This window comes from Kineococcus sp. NBC_00420, from assembly GCF_036021035.1.
Taxonomy (GTDB): domain Bacteria; phylum Actinomycetota; class Actinomycetes; order Actinomycetales; family Kineococcaceae; genus Kineococcus.
Genome location: NZ_CP107930.1, coordinates 90,205 through 109,660, shown reverse-complemented (window position 1 = coordinate 109,660; position 19,456 = coordinate 90,205). Strand labels below are relative to the sequence as shown.

27 protein-coding genes are annotated in these 19,456 nt (G+C 69.8%); 4 read left to right on the top strand and 23 right to left on the bottom strand.

The annotated features are described in order from the left end of the window. Window positions 1-53: 53 nt before the first annotated feature. The 12 genes from OG218_RS00635 to OG218_RS00580 all read right to left on the bottom strand — a co-directional run bounded on the left by OG218_RS00635 (window position 54) and on the right by OG218_RS00580 (window position 6,208). Window positions 54-245 (bottom strand): aquaporin, encoded by a 192-nt coding sequence (locus OG218_RS00635; protein ID WP_328296201.1) that lies wholly within the window; start codon window positions 243-245, stop codon window positions 54-56. A 222-nt stretch (window positions 246-467) separates the two neighbouring features. Then, a complete protein-coding gene (locus OG218_RS00630; RefSeq protein WP_328291273.1) occupies window positions 468-1,169 on the bottom strand; it encodes a hypothetical protein in 702 nt (233 codons plus the stop codon). 215 nt (window positions 1,170-1,384) lie between these two features. Continuing rightward, a complete protein-coding gene (locus tag OG218_RS00625) occupies window positions 1,385-1,798 on the bottom strand; it encodes a YsnF/AvaK domain-containing protein (protein WP_328291272.1) in 414 nt (137 codons plus the stop codon). Window positions 1,799-1,859: 61 nt separating this feature from the next. Then, window positions 1,860-2,723 (bottom strand): PRC and DUF2382 domain-containing protein, encoded by an 864-nt coding sequence (locus OG218_RS00620; protein WP_328291271.1) that lies wholly within the window; start codon window positions 2,721-2,723, stop codon window positions 1,860-1,862. Between the two features lie 112 nt (window positions 2,724-2,835). Continuing rightward, window positions 2,836-3,105, bottom strand: a complete 270-nt coding sequence (locus OG218_RS00615; protein WP_328291270.1) for a GlsB/YeaQ/YmgE family stress response membrane protein — start codon at window positions 3,103-3,105, stop codon at window positions 2,836-2,838. 97 nt (window positions 3,106-3,202) lie between these two features. After that, window positions 3,203-3,400, bottom strand: a complete 198-nt coding sequence (locus tag OG218_RS00610; protein WP_328291269.1) for a hypothetical protein — start codon at window positions 3,398-3,400, stop codon at window positions 3,203-3,205. A 61-nt stretch (window positions 3,401-3,461) separates the two neighbouring features. After that, window positions 3,462-4,043, bottom strand: coding sequence for an alkaline shock response membrane anchor protein AmaP (amaP, locus tag OG218_RS00605; protein WP_328291268.1), 582 nt, complete (start codon window positions 4,041-4,043; stop codon window positions 3,462-3,464). Then, entirely contained in the window at window positions 4,043-4,606 is a 564-nt protein-coding gene (locus OG218_RS00600) for a DUF6286 domain-containing protein (RefSeq protein WP_328291267.1), read from the bottom strand. The genes amaP and OG218_RS00600 overlap by 1 nt, the downstream gene beginning before the upstream one ends. After that, on the bottom strand, window positions 4,603-5,124 hold the full coding sequence (locus OG218_RS00595; RefSeq protein WP_328291266.1) for an Asp23/Gls24 family envelope stress response protein: 522 nt from the start codon (window positions 5,122-5,124) through the stop codon (window positions 4,603-4,605). The genes OG218_RS00600 and OG218_RS00595 overlap by 4 nt, the downstream gene beginning before the upstream one ends. Then, entirely contained in the window at window positions 5,117-5,296 is a 180-nt protein-coding gene (locus OG218_RS00590; RefSeq protein ID WP_328291265.1) for a DUF2273 domain-containing protein, read from the bottom strand. Before OG218_RS00590 ends, OG218_RS00595 begins: the two co-directional genes overlap by 8 nt. A gap of 73 nt (window positions 5,297-5,369) precedes the next feature. Continuing rightward, window positions 5,370-5,765: a hypothetical protein gene (locus OG218_RS00585; protein WP_328291264.1), complete on the bottom strand. Its 396-nt coding sequence runs from the start codon at window positions 5,763-5,765 to the stop codon at window positions 5,370-5,372. Next, a complete protein-coding gene (locus OG218_RS00580) occupies window positions 5,762-6,208 on the bottom strand; it encodes an Asp23/Gls24 family envelope stress response protein (protein ID WP_442906436.1) in 447 nt (148 codons plus the stop codon). The genes OG218_RS00585 and OG218_RS00580 overlap by 4 nt, the downstream gene beginning before the upstream one ends. Window positions 6,209-6,747: 539 nt before the next feature. Between OG218_RS00580 and OG218_RS00575 the strand changes: the two genes are divergently transcribed. Both OG218_RS00575 and OG218_RS00570 read left to right on the top strand, forming a co-directional pair. Next, window positions 6,748-7,296: an RNA polymerase sigma factor gene (locus OG218_RS00575; protein WP_328291262.1), complete on the top strand. Its 549-nt coding sequence runs from the start codon at window positions 6,748-6,750 to the stop codon at window positions 7,294-7,296. Then, the gene (locus OG218_RS00570) at window positions 7,293-7,829 is read left to right on the top strand and encodes a hypothetical protein (protein ID WP_328291261.1); all 537 of its coding nucleotides are present in this window, start codon (window positions 7,293-7,295) and stop codon (window positions 7,827-7,829) included. The genes OG218_RS00575 and OG218_RS00570 overlap by 4 nt, the downstream gene beginning before the upstream one ends. 135 nt (window positions 7,830-7,964) lie before the next feature. On the opposite strand, the gene OG218_RS00565 is transcribed toward OG218_RS00570, so the two are convergent. Next, window positions 7,965-8,150: a hypothetical protein gene (locus OG218_RS00565; RefSeq protein ID WP_328291260.1), complete on the bottom strand. Its 186-nt coding sequence runs from the start codon at window positions 8,148-8,150 to the stop codon at window positions 7,965-7,967. After that, window positions 8,147-10,294: a GAF domain-containing SpoIIE family protein phosphatase gene (locus OG218_RS00560; RefSeq protein WP_328291259.1), complete on the bottom strand. Its 2,148-nt coding sequence runs from the start codon at window positions 10,292-10,294 to the stop codon at window positions 8,147-8,149. Before OG218_RS00560 ends, OG218_RS00565 begins: the two co-directional genes overlap by 4 nt. A gap of 370 nt (window positions 10,295-10,664) precedes the next feature. Between OG218_RS00560 and OG218_RS00555 the strand changes: the two genes are divergently transcribed. Then, complete coding sequence (locus OG218_RS00555) at window positions 10,665-10,880, top strand: hypothetical protein (protein ID WP_328291258.1); 216 nt, start codon at window positions 10,665-10,667, stop codon at window positions 10,878-10,880. A gap of 179 nt (window positions 10,881-11,059) precedes the next feature. Here OG218_RS00555 and OG218_RS00550 read toward each other — a convergent pair whose 3' ends face one another. The 7 genes from OG218_RS00550 to OG218_RS00520 all read right to left on the bottom strand — a co-directional run bounded on the left by OG218_RS00550 (window position 11,060) and on the right by OG218_RS00520 (window position 16,383). Further along, window positions 11,060-12,028, bottom strand: coding sequence for a PAS domain-containing protein (locus OG218_RS00550; RefSeq protein ID WP_328291257.1), 969 nt, complete (start codon window positions 12,026-12,028; stop codon window positions 11,060-11,062). 161 nt (window positions 12,029-12,189) lie between these two features. Next, window positions 12,190-12,510: a tyrosine-type recombinase/integrase gene (locus OG218_RS00545; protein WP_328291256.1), complete on the bottom strand. Its 321-nt coding sequence runs from the start codon at window positions 12,508-12,510 to the stop codon at window positions 12,190-12,192. Continuing rightward, window positions 12,483-12,668 (bottom strand): hypothetical protein, encoded by a 186-nt coding sequence (locus tag OG218_RS00540; RefSeq protein WP_328291255.1) that lies wholly within the window; start codon window positions 12,666-12,668, stop codon window positions 12,483-12,485. Before OG218_RS00540 ends, OG218_RS00545 begins: the two co-directional genes overlap by 28 nt. A 237-nt stretch (window positions 12,669-12,905) precedes the next feature. Continuing rightward, the gene (locus OG218_RS00535; RefSeq protein WP_328291254.1) at window positions 12,906-13,124 is read right to left on the bottom strand and encodes a hypothetical protein; all 219 of its coding nucleotides are present in this window, start codon (window positions 13,122-13,124) and stop codon (window positions 12,906-12,908) included. Window positions 13,125-13,241: 117 nt separating this feature from the next. Beyond that, complete coding sequence (locus OG218_RS00530; RefSeq protein ID WP_328291253.1) at window positions 13,242-13,505, bottom strand: hypothetical protein; 264 nt, start codon at window positions 13,503-13,505, stop codon at window positions 13,242-13,244. A 248-nt stretch (window positions 13,506-13,753) separates the two neighbouring features. Further along, window positions 13,754-13,978, bottom strand: a complete 225-nt coding sequence (locus OG218_RS00525) for a hypothetical protein (protein WP_328291252.1) — start codon at window positions 13,976-13,978, stop codon at window positions 13,754-13,756. A 206-nt stretch (window positions 13,979-14,184) separates the two neighbouring features. Continuing rightward, window positions 14,185-16,383 carry a putative bifunctional diguanylate cyclase/phosphodiesterase gene (locus OG218_RS00520; protein WP_328291251.1) on the bottom strand — a complete coding sequence of 733 codons (2,199 nt, stop codon included), beginning with the start codon at window positions 16,381-16,383 and terminating at the stop codon, window positions 14,185-14,187. 319 nt (window positions 16,384-16,702) lie between these two features. Here OG218_RS00520 and OG218_RS00515 point away from each other — a divergent pair, with 319 nt between their 5' ends. Further along, complete coding sequence (locus OG218_RS00515; RefSeq protein ID WP_328291250.1) at window positions 16,703-18,643, top strand: diguanylate cyclase domain-containing protein; 1,941 nt, start codon at window positions 16,703-16,705, stop codon at window positions 18,641-18,643. A gap of 43 nt (window positions 18,644-18,686) precedes the next feature. On the opposite strand, the gene OG218_RS26450 is transcribed toward OG218_RS00515, so the two are convergent. Together OG218_RS26450 and OG218_RS00510 are read right to left on the bottom strand one after the other, a co-directional pair. Further along, window positions 18,687-19,052 (bottom strand): WapI family immunity protein, encoded by a 366-nt coding sequence (locus tag OG218_RS26450; protein WP_442906340.1) that lies wholly within the window; start codon window positions 19,050-19,052, stop codon window positions 18,687-18,689. Between the two features lie 104 nt (window positions 19,053-19,156). Further along, window positions 19,157-19,321 carry a WapI family immunity protein gene (locus tag OG218_RS00510; protein ID WP_328291249.1) on the bottom strand — a complete coding sequence of 55 codons (165 nt, stop codon included), beginning with the start codon at window positions 19,319-19,321 and terminating at the stop codon, window positions 19,157-19,159. Window positions 19,322-19,456: the final 135 nt, after the last annotated feature.

The following is a 19,456-nucleotide window of genomic DNA, read 5'->3' as shown; positions in this document are numbered from 1 at the left end:
CAGGCCAGGACCGCACCGACCAGCTGAGCGATGAGGTAGACCGGGACCGCCCGCTAGGGGAACTTCCCCGTCACCGACAGCCCGAGCGTGATGGCGGGGTTCAGGTGGCAGCCGGAGATGTGCCCGAACGTAGCGACCAGGGCCGTCAGGGCGAGCCCGAAGGCGAGCCCGATGGCGGTCAGGTCGTAGACGCGCGGATCGGTGGTGGCCAGGCCCACGGCGGTCGCGCCACCGGCGAGGACCAGGACGAAGGTCCCGAGGAGCTCGGCGACGCCGCAGCGCAGGAGGTTCTCCCCGGCCGCGCTGCCGAACAGCCCGGTTGGGCGGCGCGAGGCCCCACCCCCCGGGAGTGCTTAGAGGTCCCATGGAACCTCCTATGTTCCGGCCCGGCCCGGCCCGGCCCGGCCCGGCCCGGCCCGGGTCGAGCCGTGCGGGGTGGGGCCGTGGGGGGGCGAGTCGTCGTCGGGTCAGCGCCCCAGGCCGGCGCGGTCGACGCGACGGTGGAACCGCATGCCGGCCAGTCCGCCCAGGACGGCTCCGATGAGGGCGACGACGACGGCGGCGACCAGGGCGATGATCGAGGCGGTGGTCAGGGTGCCGGAGTCGATGGGGATGCGGGGGAAGGCGTTGAGCTGGCTCAGGACGTCGAACTTGCTTCCGGCCACCGCAGCCGCGATCGCGACGACGACGGCGATGAGGATCGCCCAGACCCAGACGGCGATGCCTTGCTTGGCGCCGTTGAAGCGGGCCATGCGGCCAGCGACGTAGCCGCCGCAGAAGTAGGCCACCAGCAGGACCACGAGCACCGCGATGCCGCCGGCGAGACCGATGGTGCCGGCGTTCTGGGAGGCGCTGTCCTGGGCTCCGGAGACGGCCTGGTCGATGCTGGAGGAGCTGGCGACCCCGATCGCGGTGCCGGTCGCGGCCAGCAGCGCGGTCAGCAGGACGGCAGTTCCGGTGGCCGTGAGCCAGCCGAAGAACGCGGACCCGATCTTGATGCCGCCGTGGGCGTCCTTCTCGCGTTCGACCACGCTCTTGCGGTCCAGCGCGGGGGTGCGTTGCTCGCGCCCGGCTTCGCGGTCGCCGTGGTGTATCAATTCGGGGGTGTTGTCACCGACCTGGGGGCGGTCGCTGGCGGCGTGTGCGCCGTCGCCGATGGGGGTGCTCATGACGATCTCCTGGGTGGGGGTTCTGGTGGGGGATAACGTGCAGGTGCCCCGGGCGAAAGGGTCGTCCGGGGCCACCTGGTGCGGCAATGTTCAGCGCTGGTGGAGAGCGCTGGTGGTGATGCTGGACCTTGGCGTCGTCCCCCTGCCCCTTGAGCAGGGACAGGATCTGGTCCCTGGGGATCTGCACGGTGCTTCCTCCCAGACAGGTCTCGACGTCAGGGGGTGACGTCGAGGGTGGTGACCTCTGCGGTCTCTGCTACGAGGTCGACGGTGACGACCTGCTCCCCCGCGACGTCACGCTTGCCCACGACGACTCGCTCGACGGCGACCACCCGCAGGGTGACCTCGGGGACCTCCTCGTGCAGGAGGATCACCACGTCCTCGGCGGGACCACCGGAGGGCAGGGCGCCGAGGTCTGTGGGGTCGAGGGGCTCGTGGGTGATGACGAGCTGCTCGATGCGCACCGGGACCTCGATGGTGCGGGTGGTCGAGACGATGCGTTTGGTGATGCGCACCCGCTCGGTGACCACCCTCTGGGTGGCCAGGAGTAGTCGTTCCTCGTGCAGAATTACCTCGGCCGGGCCGCCCGCCTCGGGGCCGGGGCCGCTTGGTCCGGTGCGTGCGGTCATCGGTCGGCTCCCGGCCTCGTGGTCAGCACTGGGTCAGTACGGGGTCAGTACGGGGACGAGTTCAGCGGTTGCGCTCGCCGGTTCCGCCGGTCTTGACGCCGGCGTCGGTGTCGAGGTCGATCTGCTCCTCGCGCAGCTCGGCCTGGATGGTCTCGGTGCCCTCGACGGTCTCGGTCCCGAGCTGGACGCGCTCGACGGCCACGACGTCCTTCTCGGCCACGGCGCGCTCCTCGGTAAGGATGATCTCGTGCTCCTCCTCGGTGAGGTCCCCACCGGACATCGCGTCGCCGCGGTTGGCGTCGGTGATGGGCTCGCGGGTGATGACGACCTCTTCGTGCGAGACCGGGACGGTGCGGGAGACGTTCTCGGTGGTGATGAACTTGCGCAGCCGGGCGCGGCCGGCCTCGCGGGTCTCGGTGCCCACGCGCAGCTCCTCCTTCGAGCGGGTCATGGCGTCGTCGGTGTTGTCACCGGAGGTGTCGCGGCCTTCGCCGCGGGTGTGGTCGTCCCCGGAGTCAGTGGTGGTGCGGTCGGTGTCGTAGCCACCGGTGGTGCGGTCACGGCTGGTGTCGTAGTCACCCGCGACGGCGGTGTTCTGGGTCGAGGCGCCGGGGTCGGCGATGCCGTAGTGGCGGTACAGGTCAGCTTCGTCGGCCTCGCTGAGCTGGGAGTCGGGGTCGTGATGGGGGGCGTCCTTGACCACGGCCTTGGCGAACGGCACCTTCACCGAGTCCCCGGACATGTTGGCCTGGGCCAGGGGGATCAGGGACAGGCTGGAACCGAACAGGCCGGTCTTGACCGAGACCCACTCCGGCTGGCCAGAGGCATTGTCGAGGTAGACCTCCTCGACCTTGCCGATCTTGTCGCCGTCGTTGTCGTAGACGGTGGTGCCGAACAGGGCGTCGGGGGTGAAGTTCTGAGCCATGAGAAGTTCCTCTTCTGTGGTGTGCCTCGGCGGCAGCTGCCGTTGAGGTGGTCCCGGAGGTGGTGCGAGGGGGTAGTGAACGGCCCTGTTCAGCTGGGCCGAGATGGTGTGATCAGCTGCGGCGGCGGCCGGTGAGGCTACCGACGACGGTGACGCCGACGGCGGCGACGGCGACCTGCAGGATCAGCTCGATCCAGTCGATGCCGGGGGTGTCCCCGACCCCGAGCGCGTTGGCGATCAGGGTGCCGATGATGGCCGCGACGATCCCGACGACGATGGTCAGCAGGATCGAGATGTTCTGCTTGCCCGGCAGGACGAGTCGGGCCAGGGCGCCGATGATCGCGCCGATGATGATCGCGGTGATGATGCCACTGATGGTCATGGTTCTCCTTGGTGCAGGCCGACCGGTGATCCGGTCGAGAAGGTCGGATGACCCCGGCGGTGATCCGGGGTGCGTGCGCGGGGAGACGCGCCGGCGTTCAGTCTCGAGACGGGTCGTCCTTGCGCGCCCGGCCCGAGACCAGACGGCCGGCCCTTTGCAGGCCCCGGGAGAGCTTGGTCGGACCCTTCCCGGTTTCGATCCTCCGGCCCGCTCCGGCGAGCAGGCGTCCGAGTAACGGAACGGCGAGGCCGAAGACGACCCACCGGCGCAGACCACTGGACAGCAGGACCCACATGTCGATCTCCTCGTTGGTCGGGGTTCGGGAACAACCCGGGTGAGCGGTCGGTTGGGGTGCGTCAGTGCACGCGGCTGGTCTTGTGGCCGCGCCGGGCCACCGAGAGGCGGACACGAGCCCGGGCGTCGTCGCGGCCGAGAACCTGGCCCAGGTCGGTCGCCACGTCGTCGGTGGCCGCGACCACGGTCTGCAGGTCGGCGTCCGGTTCGATGGTGGCCGACAGGTCCACGACGAGCTGACCACGATCACGCAGGACCCGGCTGGAGGCCGAACGGACTCCGGGGGTCTCGGCCAGCACGTCGGCGGCGGTGCCTGCGGCGGCGGCGGGGTCGACGGTCAACCGTCCCTGCCGGCCCGAGCCCTTCAGGGACAGGTCACCGACACCACGACGGGGCAGGTGCGCTAGGAGCCACCACAGGGCCAGCAGGACCAGGACCGCCCCGGCGATGCCGGTCGCCCAGGACCACCACCCCGTTGCGAACGCGTCGGTGGCGGTCTTCAGCGTGAGCTGCTGCGGGGCGGCGGGCCACACCCGCACCAACCACCCGGCGCCCCAGGCGGCGGCGGCCAGACCGACCACGACCATGACCAGACCCACGACGATCGCGGCGAGGCGGTCGAACCCCAGGACGGTGCGGCCCATCAGTTCTCCTTCGGGGTGTGGACGGTGACAGCCACCCGCGGGGGGGACTGCAGGACGGACAGCCGGTCGGTGACCGCGGCGGTCACCGAATCGCTCAGGCCGGCCTCGGCGGTGCCGTGGACGGTGACGGTGACCTTGCGCCGGGTGGCGGCCGAGGACACGTCCAGGACCCCGTCGAGGTCCCTAGCCGCGCCGGAGGCCAGGCGGGCGATGTCGCGGGTGTGCAGGAAGATCCCGGTGCTCGAGGTCAGCGGGAGGGTCTTGCGCGAGCGCGGACGCAGCGCGGCGGAGGCCAGCCACAGCCCGAGCAGGGCCATGACGATCCCGGCGGGGATCAACCACCACACCGGCGCGAAACCCTTGACCCCGTCGACCGCTGCGTTCAGCCAGAGCGTCCCGGACAGGGCGCCGGCCGCGACGAGCGCATCATGCAGGAGCAGGAGGCCGAAGGCGAGCAAGAGTACGGCCAGGATCGGGCCGAGGATCCCGATGGGGCCGCTGCCGGTCTTCTGGGTCGCCGCCCGCATCGGGGCCGGCGGGGTGGAGCCGGTCTGAGCGGTCACTGGACGCGTCTCCTGTCCGGGGTGGTGGGTCGGATGACCTTGGCGACCGCGACGTCGACGGCGTCGACGTCCAAGTCGGCCAGGGCGTGCAACCGGTCGCTGACGTGGGCGCGGACGGCGGCGGCGACCTCGGCCGCCGATCGGGGCCACGCGGTGACCACGTCGACGTGGACGCGGGCGCGGCGCCCGGCGACGTGGACGTCGACGCGGGGGTAGGCGCGTCCGAGGACGGTGGCGATCGTTCCGGTCGCCTCGCCGGCGGCGATCACCCCGGGGACCTGGAGCACGGCGGCCGCGGCGATGCGTTCGACCGCCTTGTCCTTGACCTCCAACGATCCGCGGGTACCGGCTTCGGTGCGTTCGTGGGGGCTGAGTTCAGCAACCGCTTGGGCCGGGCTGTCCCAGCGCCGCAGAGCCTGTGCTCCAGGGCGTGCGCGACGACCCTTGTCAGGCGTCGAGCTCGTCAGCAGGTTGTGGTTGGTGGCTGCTCCGTCGATCGCGGTGGCGCCATCAGCCACGGCTGCGGCCGGGTAGGAGGGCGGACAGGTCCAGCTTGCCTTCCAGGTGCGCACCGATCACGTAGCCGACGGCGGCGAAGAGCAGGGCGAGCAGGAACCAGCCGAAGCCGCCCGTCAGGGCGATGAGGGCGAGGATGAGGCCGGCGAAGATGCCGACGGTCGAGGTAGGCACGGGTGTCCTCCAGGAGAGGTGGGGCCCACCTGGCGCAGGGCCAGGTGCACGGGCGGGGGGAGGGGGCCTGGGGTCAGGCGGCGTGGGGGGCGGTGAGGTCTTCGATGAAGACCTGCACCGGGGCGGTCACCACAGCGGCGACCACCGCATGGATCTGCTGGGCCACAGCACGCAGAGGAGTGTCGAAGGCAGCCACGACGTGGACCTCCACGACGTCGTCCCGCAGCTTCACCCCGGCCACCCGGCGCCCGGGCAGGTAGGTCGCCACCTCGCCGAAGCGGCCCGGGTGCAGTTCGACCACCCCGGGGACGGCCAGGACCAGTGCTGCGACCTGGTCGGCGGTCTCCACCACCGGGACCGGCGTGGTGGAGACGATCTCCACGTCGGTGACCGTCAGCGGTGCTTCTGTCGGGGTCCACCCCGTGCCGGTGCCCAGGGGGGCACCGGCGGCGTTGGTGGGTTCGGTCACTGGACGCGGGGAGCGGACTCGGTGTCCTCGTCGGCGTCGTCGGTGGGCAGGTGCACGTCGGAGACGGAGATGTTGACCTCGGTGACCTGCAGGCCCGTCATGCGCTCGAGGGAGGCGATCACGTTGCGGCGCACCCCGGCGGCGAGGTCAGCGATGGCCACGCCGTACTCGGCGATGAGGCTGATGTCGACGGCGGCCTGGGTTTCCCCGACCTCGACCGAGACGCCCTGGGAGTGGTTGGTGCTGGCGCCGGGGATGCGCTCGCGCAGGGCGCCGACGGCGCGGGCGGCGCCGCCACCGAGGGCGTGGACGCCGGAGACGTCTTTGGCGGCCAGGCCGGCGATCTTGGAGACGACGGTGTCGGCGATGGAGGTGGTGCCCTGGTTGGAGACCAGTGCGCCGCCGTTCTTCACGGCCAGGTCTTGGGACCCGGTGGTGGACATCGCCTTGGGGGTGGTCTTGGTCTGCTCGCTCACGGGGAAGCTCCTTCGAGAAGTGGTTGGGCCCAGTCGCTACGGCCGAGGGCTTCGTGCTGGGTTGTCGAAGGGGATAGAGACAGAACCGGGTCAAACGGCACGCCACCTTGAGTGTGATCTACATCACATATTCTCGCGTGGATCGGGTACGGTGGACAGATCCGTCCACCGACGGTCCCGCGCGACAGTGCACACTCCCCTGGCTGGAGTTGCTGACCTCGGCGAGCACTGCTGCACTCCTCACCGTCTCCGGTGATCGCCGGTCACCGCTTTCTTTCGTGATGAGGGTTCGTGCGTCCACGTGACGGGTCAGTTCAGCGGGGCACTCGCCTGCGCTGCACACTGGTCGCAGAGTTGACGCCGTGAACGCCGATCAGGCCCGACACACGTCTTCAGCATCCGGTCGGCCTGGCCCGGGCGACGCCGGGGTCGTCGGTCACGACGGAGGCGATGACCTCGCACAGGCCACCGGTGGCGTTGGTGGCACCTCAGCGGTTCCTGATGAGGTGCTGGTCCGTCAGGCGGCTCTGGGCGACAAAAGTGCCTTCGCCCAGTTGGTCCGACGTCACGGCCCTGCGCTGTACCGCTACGTCTTGCGACTCCTGGGCGATCCCTCCGATGCCCAGGACTGCGTCCAGGAAGCCTTGTTCTCGGCGTGGAAGAACATCGCCGCCTTCCGTGGCGGCTCCACCATCCGCACCTGGTTGCTGGTCCTGGGCCGCAACGAGGCCCAGAAGATCAGCCAGCGGCGACGTCCGCCGTTTCCGCAGTCGGGTTCTCGGGCACCGGTGGACTTCGACCGGGTCAGCGCGCACGTGCGGAACACGCACGCAGACCCCGAAGGTGACACTCTCGAGAACGAGCTGTTGGGCGCGTTGGACGCGGCGCTGTTGCAGCTTCCCGAACGTCAACGCAGCGTCTGGATGCTGCGTGAGGTCGAAGACCTGTCCTACGCCGAGATCGCCTCGATCATCGGCGCCAGTCCCACCGCCGTCCGCGGCCTGCTGCAAAGGGCCCGTACCGCGATCGCGGGTAGCTTGGAGGAGTGGCGGTGAGTGAGAACAGCCCGGTGGAACCTGCGGGAGGATCGCCCGCCGCCGGCATGCAGGAGCGCGCAACCACGAGTTCGTCCGGGAAGCAGGGCGACGGCAACGTCGTGAGTCGTGCTGCAGCGTTGTTGCGCCAGCACACCGACAGCGGTTGGAAGGCCATCGAGGACAGCGTCATCACCCGCGCCCTGACGCTCTTCCGCCCCTCGGCCCCCGTCCGCGGCCGCCACGACCTCGGTGACTTCTTCCTCGCCGCCGACGTCGTGGTCAACGAACTGCGCCAACGCATCGACGCCGTCCCCCGCGCGGCGGCGCAGAAGATCGCCTGCACCACAGGTGAGCGGGACGAACTCGAACAGGTCACCGTCGAGCTCATCGCCGCCTACGGCGCACCCCTGCTGGAGGTCGCCGGCACCGTGCACACCGTCGCCATGACCACGCTCCAGGAGCTGCTCGGTGCACTGGCTCCGGCTGCAGAACGGGTCCGCACCCACGTGCACATCGGTGACGTCTCCAACGACCCGCTGATCGTCAGCTGACTCACCGTCGCGGAGATGGACTCGGCCTCAGCGGTGAGTTCGTCGACACCGACGTCGTGCGGGACCAGCCGCCGAGGATGCAGCGTCTCGAGGACGTCGAGGACGTCGGGGACGTCGAGGACGTCCTGATCGTCCTCAGGCGTACAAGCTCCACCTGATGCGTCTGATCGAGCCAGCGGATCTGCAGCTCCGACGGCCTCCCCGACCCCTCGGTGCCCGTCGTGGCGTGCGGCGGTCGCGAAGGGCCGACCGCTCGAGGTCGCCGTCGAGGTCGCCGTCGAGGTCGCCGTCGAGGTCGCCGTCGAGGTCGTCGTGCCTCACAGGGTGCGGTTGGGGCCGGCTTCGCTGGGGCGGGGGTGGTCTTCAGGGTGGGCCCGTACGGCCAGCAGAGCGCAGTCGTCATCGGGTGAGTCCCCGACCAGTTCGGTGACCAGGTGCTCCAGCAGCTGCTCCAGTGAACGCCCCTGTCCAGCGGCCAGAACCCGTTGCAGGTCGGTGATGCCGTCGGTGATGGAACGTCCCCGGTGCTCGATCAGCCCGTCGGTGTACAGCAACAGCGTCGACCCCGGCGGCAGCAGGTGGACGTGGTCGCTGCGTTCGGCGTCGGTGAGCAGACCCACGAGCAGTTCGGGAGGACTGTCGAGCACGTGGGTGGATCCATCGGCCGACAGCAGCACCGGTGGGGGATGTCCAGCGTTGGTCCAACGCAGGTGTCGGTCTCCGAGCTGCGCATCGCTATCGCTCTGTTCGATGCGGGCCATGACCAGGGTGGCCAGGGTGTCCACGCCCAGGCCGGCGGCGGCGTGGTCCAGGCGGGTGACGATCCGGGAGGGGGGTTCTTGGCGGTCGAAGGTGAAGGCGCGCAGCAGCCCCCGGAGTTGTCCCATGCCGGCCGCAGCGTTCATGTCATGTCCGGTGACGTCGCCGATGACCAGGGTGGTGGCCCCGTCGGGGCCGACGACGGCGTCGTACCAGTCACCGCCGACGTGTTCGCTGGTGGCGGCGGGGACGTAGCGCGCGCGTAGTTCGAGGTGGTCCGGCTGGGGCAGGGCGGTGAGCATCGACCGTTGCAGGGTCTCGGCGTTGGAGCGGCGTTCGGCGGCGTACAGCACCCGGGCCAGGGTTTGGGCGGTGTAGTCGGCCAGTGCCCGCCACAGTGCCTGGTCAGCGGCGTCAGCGGTGTCGCGGGGGGCGGCCCACACCAGCACCAGCGCACCAAGGGTGCCCCGAGGGGATCCAGGGGACCCGGGGGGTCGTGGGGATCTGGCGGATTGGGGGGACTGGCCGTGCAGCGGCAGGAAGACGACGGCGCCGGGGTACTCCCAGGCGCCTTGCTCGCCGAGCCGGGGGTCCAGGGCGTGCACGGCGTCACGGTCGTTGCAGAAGAGGGCTCGGCCCTCGGTGATGGCGCGCGCGGCGGGGGCGGTGGCGGTGCGCAGGTCGAAGGTGGCCCAGGCCGGGTCGGTACCGGTGGGGAAGGTGGACATATCCACGAACCGGGCGCGGTGGTGTTCGGAGTCGTTCAGCAGCAGACCGAAGTGCTGCACGTCCAGCTGCTCATGCAGCAGGCTGGTCAGGATCGTGGAGATGTCCTGGACGGTTTCGGCCTGCGCCAGTCCTCTGGACAGGCTCAACAGCAGCTGGCTGCGGGTCTGGATGGCCTGGGCGGTGGCCAGTGTGGTCGCCATCCGGCGTTCGGCGTCGATGGCGCGAGAGGTCAGCACCCGGGAGCGCAGCTCGGCGGCTGCCGCGGCGGCGAGGTCTTCGATCAACTCGCGATCGCGCTCGGTCCACTGCCGGGCAGTGGTGTCCAAGACGCACAGGACCCCCCACGCCATCCCCTGTTCGCCACTGCGGCCACTGCCTGTGGTCACCGGGTGTTCCTGCGCAGCTGAGGCGGGCGCCAGCTGATCGTCGCGAGGGTCGCCGCTGCCGCTGCCGTTGCCGCTGTCACCGCCGCCACCGCCGCGAGCCTCGCCGATGTCGTGGATCTCCTCGATCTCCAACACTGCCGCGACGTCGTCCAGCACCGCCAGTTGCTCCGGAGAATGCAGGGAGGCGGATGGGGGTGCTAACGCTGACCCGGTCGAGGAGTCGTCGGTGTCGAAGAGGTGGGTGAAGTCGTGGGAGAAACGCAGCGGAGCCGCGATCCAGGACCTCACCCCGAAAGCGTCCACGGCCTCGGCGTAGTCACTAGCGTGGGGATCGGTAGCCACGTCATCGACGGCGACCAGTCCTGTTCCACCGGCCACGAAGCGGCACAGCGAGTGCGCCCACTGCATCGTGCGTTCGCGCTGCCACGGCTCCGGCATGCCGGCCGCCCCGGGGAGCACCACCTGCTGGGAGTCGTCCAGCAGGGAGAGCACCGCCATCGGTGCCCGCAGGGTCCGTGCGGCCAGGGAGGCGAAGCGGTCGAGCAGCGCGTCGGGCTCGGGCGGCAGCATCACCGCCGCTGGCCACCTCACGATCGGTGCTCCACTCCTGTGCGTGCACCAATCGCTGTGTCGGTCACCGGATCGATCGACTGATCGTGATCATGGGGTCTCACAGCTAGCCATGATGCCCCAGAGGATGCCCAGCGTCGGGGCGCTGGCCGCCTTCGCGCCTCGCGTCTTCCATCCGCGTCAGAGCGGTGGATCGGGGTCGGACTCGCCGCGAGACCAGCTCGACGATCTCGCGCTTTTCGGCTTGTGAGGGCGGTCGTCGACGTCCTGGTCAGCGGGGTGACTGTGAAGTGACCCCGCGAAAATCAGGGGGTCCTACAGTGGCCTTGGTCCTGGCATCGGACGCAAGTCGGTAGTCGGTGCACCATCAGCAACGAGGAGAGGTCCCTCCGTGAACGAGGACGACCCAGCTCACGATGCACTCTTGACCCCCGATGATCACCGCTTGCTGCGGATCATCGGTACCGGACTGTCCGCAGCTGAAGCCGCCGACTTGCTGGGGGAAGAACTTTCCGCCGTTGCGGTGCAGCTGGCGCAGATCAGGCGAGCACTCAACGTCGGGAGCACCACAGCAGCGATCCGAGTGATCTCTGGCCGACGCTTGTAGGACCCCCCGCTCACACCGCGGCCACGTGGACCTCCGTCACGAGACGCCGCCAGCCCGGTGCTCGGCCGAGATCATCAGCGCGCCACCGTTGGTGAGCTGCACCGTTGGTGAGCTGCGTGGCCTTCGACTGTCGACGACGTCTGTTGCCCCTGCTGAACGTGGCGGGTGCCGGTGCGGTCTCAGCGCAGGTCGATGAGTTCTCTGCCGTGCTGCTGCGATTGAGGGTCCAAGGTCAGATACCCGGTCAGGCGAGGCGAGGGGTCGCTGGGCTTGGTCAAGACCCGTCCCTGACTGATCAGCCAGGTCGGGAGGCCCAGGGCGGTGATCACCCGGAAGCGCACCCGGTACGTCGTGTGCGTCCTGAGCGCGTACTTGATCGCCTCATCGACACGGTCGCGGTCGCCGGGATGGATCAGCTCGTTCAAGTGCTGGATGACGGTGGAGTTGCCGGCCTGGGTACCGATGCCCAGCAGCTGGGCGGTGACGCCGTCGTAGGCGACGTCCCCGCTCTGGGGGTCGATTTCCCACATCCCGACCTGAGCTGGCCTGACGATCTTCAGTGCGTCCGGCTGCCCTACCGAACCCGTCTCCACTGCACGCGCGATCCGTGCTGTGACGGGGGCTGCGGGGGCTGCGGGAGCTGCCGCTGCGGTGGCTGCAGTGGTGTCGTGGAGCAGGTGCAGGTCGCTCAACCTGGCTTCCAGCCTCGGGGGCAGCGTGAACGTGGACACGTCCGTCGATGCCTCCGGTGGCAGGGGCGGTGGTGGTGGTGCTGGTGGTGAGGCAACGTCGGAGGGCGTGGCGGTGTCGGGCGCGGCGACGGCGTCGATCCGCTGCTGTGGTGGGTCCGCGGTGAGGGGACCGCCACCTTGGTCAGGGTCGCCGGCGGTGGGGGGGTTTGCGGTGTCAGGGTGGTAGTGGGTGATGAGCTCGGCCACCATCGCGTAGGTGAGGCCGTCGCGTTGGGTGATCAGTTGGTCGCCGGCTCCGTGATCGTCGTCCAGGGCAATGGTGTCGATGAGGACAGCGACTTCAGCGTTGGGTCCTGGGGGTAGTTCATCGCCCCACAGCTCGCGGAGCATCGTCAGGACGCGTTCGGCGCGCAGGCGGCGCTGGTGTTCCAGATCCAGGTCGTGTGGATCGTCCATTGATCCACTGTGTCAGAGCGTGTTCGTGGGCGCATCGGTTCTCAGTCGAGTGAATTCTAGGGTCGGCTAGGTAGGACGTTACGCAGAGCTGGGCGGACCGGTTGGCGTGACCTTCGGTGGGAGCGCGACCGTCCTCAATTCGCCAGAAGCGTGAAGTCGGGTCAAGTGCCGGAGGCCATGTACGCGGCCAGAATGTGGTTGGGGTGACGGTCCAGGGTGGTGCGGGCCCGGTCGTAGCGCATCGTCGTCCTGTGGTCGGCGTGGCGGGCGGCAATCTGCACGTCCCGCAGGTCGATGCCAGCGTCGAGCATGGTGGTGACGTAGGTGTGGCGCAGCATGTGCGGATGCATCCGCGGTGGCCGGATGCGGGCGTCGGCGGCAAGGTGCTCGAGGCGGCGGGTCGCGGAGTGGCGATCCAGCCGTCCAGCGCGGGTGTTCAACATCAACGCACCCGTCATGCGGTCGACAATGGCGCGGTCCACCGCCCGCCCCACCGCGGCGCCCGGGGGGCCAGGACGACCTTGTGGCCCTTGCCCACCACGCGTAGGACCCGGTGCCCGTGTTCTTCGCCGAGGTCGGCGATGTCCAGGACGCAGGCCTCGAGGATGCGCAGCCCCAGCTGCCCGAGCAGGCAGACCATGGCGAAGTCCCACGGGGTGGTCGAGTCTCACGATGTGGCGAGCAGGGCTTCCAGCTGCAGGCGACTCAAGCCGAGGGTGGGTGACTCCGGTGGCACATTGGGGCGGCGGACGTAGTCAGCTGGTGAGTGCTCAAGGAGTTCGTCGATGGCGCAGGTGCGGTAGAAGCCGGCCACCACCGACGTCCGTCGCGACACCGTGGAGGCGGCGAAGTGCTGGGTCTATTGCATCCATCGCACTTAGAGCTCGATGTGAGGTCGGCGGGCCTGCAACGGGTTCAGTCCGCCAAGCTGGCACCAGGTGAGGTAGACGCGCAGGTGGGAGTCGGCGTGGCGGCGGGTCTCCCCGCGGTAGCGGGCGAGGTACGCGGCGACGGCCAAGCGGAGGGGGTCGGTGCGCCAGGTCTCATCCCCGAGGGCGATGGGCAGGTGGGTGGCGGTGTCTGAGGGCTGGGTCATGACCGAGCGTGCGCTGAAGACAGGGCGCCCGTCAGTCATGCTCGGCCGCCCTGTCTGCCACGAGGCTGTCGACCGTGATGGTGATCATGATCAGCGCCGACGTGTCTAGTCAGGCCCTCATGACGTCGTCAGGGTCGCCACCCACACGGCGTACCCGTCGTCGCCGACCGGACCGCGAGGATGGAAGTCTCGGCGCGAGAGGACTCTGGCCATCTCCTGGTTCTGCTCGTGAACCAACGCGGCCACGAGAACCTGGGCCGCCTGCAGCTGCGACGCGCCCGCCCGCAGCAGCTCCAGGCGCGCATCCACCGCCGAGCCGCCGACCCCGCTGTGTCGGGCGTCAGCACGCGCGGCCAGGACGCTGAGCTGTCCTGCGGCCACGCCACTGGGCCGCAGGGTCGCCGGCTCGTATTCGCAGACGCGTTCCAGGACCCCGTCCTGGCCCCGGTGCAGCAGTGCCCGCGGCCGCCGGTCTGGTTCGCGGCGCGGGGAGGGCAACGTGCTGGCCAGGTACTGCAGCTCCTCGATGACGTGCCGCTCCCGCAGCGGGGGACGGCGGCTGAGGGCTGTGATGAAGTCCTTCAGCTCTCACCGTGAGGTCGAACCGTCGTGCAGCGGGACCCAGTCGTTCAGGACTGAACCTGAGACCGGCCCTGAGGCTGGACTCGTCGCAGGGCCAGGACGGTCTGCTCGATCAGCTGGTCCACCTGGGCCTCGCTCAACCGCGGACGCCCCGCGGGAGGTGTCGGAACTGGACGCGGGCGGCGCAGCAGACCTCGCGCGGCGTCTTCGAGGTGGTCAGCGCCGCGCCAGCGCAGGACGCGAAGCGCCTGCCGGGTCTGGTCGCTGAGCATGGCTCCATCGTCTTCGCCGACGGCCCAGCGCGCCGAGTGCTCGCTCGGCCGCTGGCCGGGCCTGGGTCTGGTGCGACTCGCCGAGTGAGGGAGCGGGGCCCCTGGGGCGATTCGAGGAGGAAACGACCACGACCAGGGGGATGACCCTGCGCTGCGTGCGCACCGCGGGATGACCGTGCGGTTGTGCGGCTGGGTTTGCTGATCGCTCAAGCAAGCGACGGTTGCGAGGGCATGGTCCGGGTCGTTTCGAGCAGGTGCTGGGGGAACGCGGACGCGGGGACAGGTGGGGAGTGCAGGTAGCCCTGCACGCTGTCGCAGCCCAACCGGGCCAGGACGTCGAGCTCATGCTGGTGCTCGACGCCTTCGGCTACGACGTGAACGCCGAGGCGGTGGCCCAGGTCGATGACGGCGCCCACCACGACGTCATCGACTTCCTCGTCGGGTCCGTGGGGGAACAAGCCGAGGATGAAGGACCGGTCGATCTTCAACTCATCCAGCGGGAGCCGGCGCAGGTAGGACAGGGAGGAGAAGCCGGTGCCGAAGTCGTCGATGGAGCAGCGGATCCCGGCGTGACGCAAGAGGGCAAGGACTTCGGCGGTCGTGTCCGGGTCGGCAACCAGGATGTCCTCGGTGATCTCCAGGCACAGCAGCCGGGGTGGGACGCCGTGGCGTTGCAGGGCGTCCAGCAGCCGCATCGGCAGCGCGAGTCGGGGCAGGCAGTGGGCGGTGACGTTGATCGAGACGGGTACCTCGTAGCCGGCGTGCAGCCAGGTACTGCATTGAGCCAGCGCTGCTTCCAGGACGCGGGTGGTGAACGCCTCGGACAGGTCGGGGCTGGTGGCCATGGCGATGAACTCGCTCGGCGGCAGGACACCACGGGTGGGGTGGTTCCACCGGGCCAATGCCTCGACTCCCACGAGTTGCCCGGTGCTGACCGACACCTTGGGCTGGAGGTGGACCACGATCTGCCGGTCCTCGCCTCCGCGGGGCCGGGGCTCGACTTCTACGCCGGGCCGGGGCTCGAGTTCCTGGTCCGGATGCTGACGTGACGGCTCACCCGAGACCCGGTCGAGGGTGAGGTCGGAGTCCAGGGCCTGCTGGAAGTCGTTCAGGGCGGCCAGTCGTTCGGTCGTGTGCTGGTCATGGGTGGGGTCGTAGAGGCTGGTGCCGCTGCCGGAGGTCTTCGCCACGTACATCGCGACGTCGGCTTCGCGCAACAACTGCTCGGCGATCAGCGCGCGGTCTTGTGGAGCGTGCCGTGTGGGGGCGGCCTGCAGCGCGGTGGTGAGCGAGGCGGTGGTGAGCGGGTCGGTGACGGCTTGGCCGGATGCGAAGCTGGCTGGGCGGGTGGCGACGCCGATGCTGACCGAGGTGCTGACGGTGGTTCCCAGCAAGGTGGTGGCGCGGCCGATGCTGCGTCTCAGGTGCTGCGCCAGCTGCAGGGCTTGGTCTGCGTCCAGCCCGGGGAGCAGGACGGCGAACTCGTCCCCGCCCAGGCGCACGGTGAGTGCGTTAGGGCTGGTGGTGACGTGGAGGGTCCCGGTCAGTGACTTCGTGAGGGCTTCGGTCAACGACGCGGTGGCTCGGGCGGCGACTTCGCGCAGGAGGTGGTCGCCGGCGGAGTGGCCCAGGGTGTCGTTGACGGCCTTGAAGTGGTCCAGGTCCATGGCCAGGACCGAGACGGGGGTGTCGGTGGCCAGGGCGGCCTCCAGGGCGGCGTCGAGGGCTTCGTTCAGGCCGGTGCGGTTGGCCAGGCCGGTGAGGTCGTCGTGGCGGGTGCGGTGGTGCAGCTGCTGCAGGAGCTGCGCTTGGGCGGTGCGGGCGCGTTCGCTGAGTGTCCAGGCGGTCAGCGAGCCCAGGCAGGCGGCGATGACGAACCCGGCGTGGATGGCGGCGAAGAGCCAGGGATGTTCACTGTGCATCGCGGCGTGGCCGTAGACCTTGTGCGGCCAGAGCGTGCCGACGACCCCGTGTTCGAGCAGCACGATCCCTGCGGCGACAGCGAACGGGGCCCAGTCTTCGTAGAGGGCGACGACGGGGATCATCACGAAGAAGTGGAAGTGGGCTTCGATGTAGCCGCCGGAGACGGCGACCAGGAACGAGGAGCAGGCCATCAACCCGGCGGCAGCGGCGCAGGAGGCCAGCACAGGGGGTAGCAGGAGCCGGCCGCGGCTGAGGGTTTCCATCGCGGCGGCCAGGTACAGGGCGGCCGGTGCGCACAGGGTGAGCAGGGTGTCGGTGGAGGCGTGGTGCAGCAGAGCCCAGGCCAGCAGCAGTGGGAGGTGGATCGCGAGGACCGTGGTGACCCAGCGGTGGCGGACCCGCCACACCGGTGTTGACAGTCGCGACCGCCCCGGAAGGCGCCAGGACTCCACTTGGGCCTCGGCGGGCAGTGCGGTGCTCACGATCAGGTTTCGGCTGACGTCGTGCGCGGCTGTAGCGCGCCAGGGAGAACCCACCAGTACGGGGGAAGCGCGCCTCGCAGCCCGGTGAGCCAGCCGGGCGTGTCCTGGCGCCTTCCTCAAGCCCTGCGGTGCTCTCCGGGAGGGGGTGCGGATCGTCCTCAACGCGGGGATGGGGACTGCCGATACCTGCCTCATGGACAGGCAGGAGCCGATGAGCTCACCGCGGCCCTTCTCGTCTCTCGCCGGCGTCGAACCGCCTGGGCGCGGTGGACAGCTTGAGCGCGGTGGACAGCCCGCACGCGGTGGGGAGCCCGCACGGTTGGCTGCTCTGCACGAGTACCGCCTTCTCGATGCTCCCGCCGACGACGAACTGTCCGCGGTGGTCCGCGCGGCCGCGGTGGTGGCCGGGGTCCCGCACGCGACGTTGAACCTCATCGACGAACACCGCCAGTGCCAGCTCACCACGGTCGGCTTCGAAGGGGGCTACTCAGCCCGGGCTGACTCCATGTGTGCGTTGCACTTCGAAGACGGCGACCTCGTGCACGTCGTCGATGCCTCACGCGACCCTCGCTACGCGGGCAACCCCTGGGTGGACGGCCGCCTGGGGCAGGTGCGCTTCTACGCCTCCACGCCCCTGATCAGTCCCGCCGGTCACGCGCTGGGGTCACTGTGCGTCTTCGACACCGTGCCGGGAGCACTTAACGCGCAGCAGATGGCTGTGCTGCGGGACCTGGCCACCGTGCTGGTGGCCTTGTTCGAGCGCCGTCGCCAGACCCGCGCTGCTGAGCTGCAGGCTCTTGAGGCCGCCGAGGCACGCGAGATCACCGTCTTGGCCATGGCCGAGGCCGAGGAACGCTGGGAGTTGAGCGAGGCGATCTCGGAGACCATCGACGTCGGCCTCGTCGTGGTCGACCCCCAGGGGCACCTGACCTCGTTCAACCGCACCGCCCGTCACTGGCACGGCCTGCAACCCGACGCCTCTTTGGACCCCAGTGAGCACGCGGGGGTCTACGACCTGTTCGCTGCGGACGGCATCACGCCCCTGAGCGCCGAGCAGGTCCCCGTCCATCGTGTCCTGCGCGAGGGAGCGGTGGAAGGGGTGGAGATCGTGCTGGCCCGGCGCGGCTGTCCGCCGCGTGCGCTGGTCTGCTCCGGACGGGTCATGCGCCGCCTCGACGGCACAGTGCTGGGCGCGGTGGTCGCCATGAGCGATGTCAGCGCCGACCGCGCTCACGCCCAAGCCCTGGCCAGCGCTCATGCCGAGCTGGCCACGGCCCACGCCGAGCTGGCCCAGCACGCCGCCCACGTCGAAGCTCTGGCCGAGGCCTCCCGGACGCTGGCCACAGCCGAGAGACCTCACGACGTCATCTGCCAGACGGTGCGTGAGCTCACCGACGCCGACGCGGTCTACCTGCTGCGCCCCGATGAGCAGGGGAATCTACGCAGCACCGCCAGTGTGGGGTTGCCGGTCGATGGCGTGCACATCCCCGCCGGAGAGGTGTCCTTGCCCGGTCTGTCGCTGGCCGAAGGGCGCAGCCTCTTCGTCGCCGACGTCCCGGCCCACCCGGCCGCCTCAGCGCGACTGTTGCAGGCCCTGGGGACCGCCTCGGCCATCTGGCAGCCGGTCGTACTGCCCGGAGAGCAGGTCGTGGGGGTGCTGGGGGTGTACTGGTGTACCTCTCGCGAGCAGCTGCCGGCGCACATCATGCCGTTGCTGCAGACTCTGGCCGCTGAGGCCGCTCACGCCATCGAACGTGCGGAGTTGTTGACGCGGCTGGCGCAGGCTGCTGAACACGATCCGTTGACGGGTCTGGCCAACCGCCGCCGCTGGGATGAGGCGGTGGCCGCGGAGGTCCAGCGGGCTGAGCGCGGTGGGACGTCGTTGACGTTGGCGATGATCGATCTGGACCACTTCAAGCGCTACAACGACGCCCACGGCCATCTGGCCGGGGACGTGCTGCTGCGCGAGTTCGCCGCCGCGGCTTCTTCCTGCCTGCGCGGCCTGGACACTCTGGCCCGCTGGGGTGGGGAGGAGTTCGTGCTGGCCCTGCCCGGGTGCACCGCGCAGGAGGCACGCATCGTCGTGGACCGCATCCGTGCTGCGGTCCCGCGTGGGCAGACCTGCACCGTCGGGGTGGCGCAGTGGAGTCCAGGACTACAGGTGGCGCAGGTGATCGCTGAGGCTGATGCGGCCTTGTATCGCGGTAAGCAGGGTGGACGGAACACCACTGTGTGCGCCTCGAGGAGTCCGGGCGTTTAGCACCGATCCGCCATGACGCTGCTCGCAAGATCGCGTGACAAGATCACCCGACCTGCCTTGGTACGCACCGCAGGATGATCGTGCGCCGCCCGCATCGCGGGATGACCGCGCGACCAGTGGGGTGAGCGCGAGGTACCAGCCAGAGCCGAGGACTTCGCCCCACGACGGCGGTTCCCCGTCGTCGACGAGCCGGGAACGGCGCGAGGTCGCTGCACCACTGCTCCGCCGCCGTGAGCAACTGAGCCCGGTCGACCCGCAACGGGACGCTGTACTCGTAGATGCCGGGCCTGGGGTCCGTCGTCCACCCGGGTCTGCCTGCGGCCGCCTCCAGGGACAGGTGCACGCGCAGTGTCGTGTACTCACCGTCCACCGCGGCGACGCTGAAGGCCAGGTTGGGCTCGGTGAACATCAGCGTGCTTGTCACGAGCTACAAGCCCGGGACATCCGTCGGCTCGAGGCGTCCTTCGGCCGCGGCGTGCAGCCAGTCCAGCAGCTCCTTCGCCTCCCACGTGCTCAGGTCCGGCCCCTCGAACGCAATGACTCCCCAGCAGCGGTGCGAACCCTCCCATGCAGCATGAGCCAGTTGGCGTCCAGTTCGCCGGCAGTGGTGAAGTCGGGGTACTCGTAGCCGCTGGGACGGAGCTCGAACACGGCGCCGTCGGTGGAGGTGAGCTGCACCTGAGGAGTGTCCCGCGTCTGCGCTGGCGGGGTGCTCGACGCGGGTGCTCGGTCCTGCTCTGATCGTGGTGTTCGAGACGCTCGGTCTTCGCCGAGACCGCGAGGTTGCCGACCGCCCGTATCGCGGGATGACCG

What these genes read in the sequence shown, in the direction of transcription:
- OG218_RS00550 (WP_328291257.1), bottom strand. Translation starts at nt 12,028, where the DNA reads ATGGACGATCCACACGACCTGGATCTGGAACACCAGCGCCGCCTGCGC.
- OG218_RS00620 (WP_328291271.1), bottom strand. Translation starts at nt 2,723, where the DNA reads ATGGCTCAGAACTTCACCCCCGACGCCCTGTTCGGCACCACCGTCTAC.
- OG218_RS00535 (WP_328291254.1), bottom strand. Translation starts at nt 13,124, where the DNA reads ATGACCCAGCCCTCAGACACCGCCACCCACCTGCCCATCGCCCTCGGG.
- OG218_RS26450 (WP_442906340.1), bottom strand. Translation starts at nt 19,052, where the DNA reads ATGTTCACCGAGCCCAACCTGGCCTTCAGCGTCGCCGCGGTGGACGGT.
- OG218_RS00540 (WP_328291255.1), bottom strand. Translation starts at nt 12,668, where the DNA reads ATGGTCTGCCTGCTCGGGCAGCTGGGGCTGCGCATCCTCGAGGCCTGC.
- OG218_RS00525 (WP_328291252.1), bottom strand. Translation starts at nt 13,978, where the DNA reads ATGCTCAGCGACCAGACCCGGCAGGCGCTTCGCGTCCTGCGCTGGCGC.
- OG218_RS00625 (WP_328291272.1), bottom strand. Translation starts at nt 1,798, where the DNA reads ATGACCGCACGCACCGGACCAAGCGGCCCCGGCCCCGAGGCGGGCGGC.
- OG218_RS00630 (WP_328291273.1), bottom strand. Translation starts at nt 1,169, where the DNA reads ATGAGCACCCCCATCGGCGACGGCGCACACGCCGCCAGCGACCGCCCC.
- OG218_RS00580 (WP_442906436.1), bottom strand. Translation starts at nt 6,208, where the DNA reads ATGTCCACCACCGGGTCCCAAGACCTGGCCGTGAAGAACGGCGGCGCA.
- OG218_RS00615 (WP_328291270.1), bottom strand. Translation starts at nt 3,105, where the DNA reads ATGACCATCAGTGGCATCATCACCGCGATCATCATCGGCGCGATCATC.
- OG218_RS00610 (WP_328291269.1), bottom strand. Translation starts at nt 3,400, where the DNA reads ATGTGGGTCCTGCTGTCCAGTGGTCTGCGCCGGTGGGTCGTCTTCGGC.
- amaP (WP_328291268.1), bottom strand. Translation starts at nt 4,043, where the DNA reads ATGGGCCGCACCGTCCTGGGGTTCGACCGCCTCGCCGCGATCGTCGTG.